The organism is Psychrobacter sp. CCUG 69069, from assembly GCF_021023115.1.
In the GTDB taxonomy this organism is placed as follows: Bacteria; Pseudomonadota; Gammaproteobacteria; order Pseudomonadales; family Moraxellaceae; genus Psychrobacter; species Psychrobacter namhaensis.
Window position 1 is genome coordinate 1 of record NZ_QQAI01000040.1, and the last position, 1,424, is coordinate 1,424.

The following is a 1,424-nucleotide window of genomic DNA, read 5'->3' on the forward strand; positions in this document are numbered from 1 at the left end:
TGAACTGACCCCCAAATGTTGGACGGTTTAAGTTTATATCAAGGACTGAGTTCTGTACTGCACAGGACTCAGTCCTTTTAGTTTCACTTGAATACGCTCATGATTGTAATAGTGCATGTACTCATGAATCTGTTGTTCTAACTCCTCAATCGTTTGAGGCTTTTCAATATAAATTGTCTCACACTTTAATGTCCCGAAGAACCCTTCCATCAGTGCGTTATCTAAGCAATTGCCTTTTCTGCTCATACTTTGCTTAATACCATGCTGTTTAAGCACCTGTCCAAACTGTCTCATTTGATAATGCCAACCTTGATCTGAGTGCAGCATGAGTGTCTTATCACGGCACGCTTTCGTCTTTGCTAAAGCATCACCTAGCATCTTGCTCACTAAGTCATAGGTTGGTCGCCTTGAGAGTGTGTAACTGACAATCTCATTGTTATAACAATCAAGTATGGGTGATAGATACAGCTTATCATCACCCACCTTAAACTCAGTAATGTCAGTCAGCCAGCGCTTATGCGGATGACCTGCATAAAACTGGCGCTTTAAATAATTCTTCGCGATCTTACCTTGTTGTCCTTTATAGGATCGGTAATTCTGACGTCTTATCTTTGCGCTAAGCTTCATTTGACGCATAAGCTTAGCAATGAGCTTATGGTTATGATAAGCGCCTTGCTGCTTTAACGCAGCTGTGACTCTACGGTAGCCATACCTGCCTTTGTGCTTGTGGTAAAGCTCAGTAATACATTGTTTTAAGTCTGCATATTTGTCTTTAACATCAAACTGACTGGTAGTAAAAGACACTCTTAGCCATCTTAGCGATGTTGAGCAAAGCAGATAAAGGGTGCTCTTGCCTCAATGCTTCGATGAGCCTTGCTTTCTCAAAGCTTGTTTCTTTTCCTTCTCCTTGAGCAAGGCATCGAGCTTTTTTAGGTAAGCAACCTCCGCACGTAGGTATTCATTCTCACGCTTCAATTCTGCTAATGTCTTTTCATCATCTGGTTTGTCTGTAATAAAGGGCTTACTCATGGCGACTCTACCTTTAGGCTTGGTTGTTAGTCCAGACAAGCCGTGTAATCGATACGCTTTGTGCCAATGACTGATTAGGGCCGGTGAGCTGATGTTAAATGTCAGTGCTGTCTGTGATTGACTTAAACCTTGTTCTAGCATGGTGCTTAACACTTTCAGTTTAAACTCACTGCTGTATTTGGCTTTGCTTGTCTTTGGCTTAATGGCATCTATGCCACCGCTTTGGTATTGTTTGACCCATTTGAGTACAAACTCTGGATTGACGTTAAATTTCTTAGCGGTGGCCTGACTACTATGTCCTTGCCGATAGTATGCGATGACTTGCATCTTAAAGTCTAGATCGTAACGCATAAAAATACCCCATAAGTTGTGTCCAACTTATGGGGGTCAGTTCA

Annotated in this window: 2 protein-coding genes; both read right to left on the minus strand. The window is 41.9% G+C overall.

Features of this window, described 5'->3' with window-relative positions; genetic code table 11:
• Nucleotides 1-33 precede the first annotated feature (33 nt).
• Nucleotides 34-804 (minus strand): IS3 family transposase, encoded by a 771-nt coding sequence (locus tag DVY93_RS12375; protein ID WP_230711046.1) that lies wholly within the window; start codon nucleotides 802-804, stop codon nucleotides 34-36.
• 51 nt (nucleotides 805-855) lie between these two features.
• On the minus strand, nucleotides 856-1,380 hold the full coding sequence (locus DVY93_RS12380; protein ID WP_192520988.1) for a helix-turn-helix domain-containing protein: 525 nt from the start codon (nucleotides 1,378-1,380) through the stop codon (nucleotides 856-858).
• Nucleotides 1,381-1,424: the final 44 nt, after the last annotated feature.

Excerpts from the sequence above, each read along its gene's own strand:
- DVY93_RS12380 (WP_192520988.1), bottom strand. The coding sequence starts at position 1,380 with ATGCGTTACGATCTAGACTTTAAGATGCAAGTCATCGCATACTATCGG.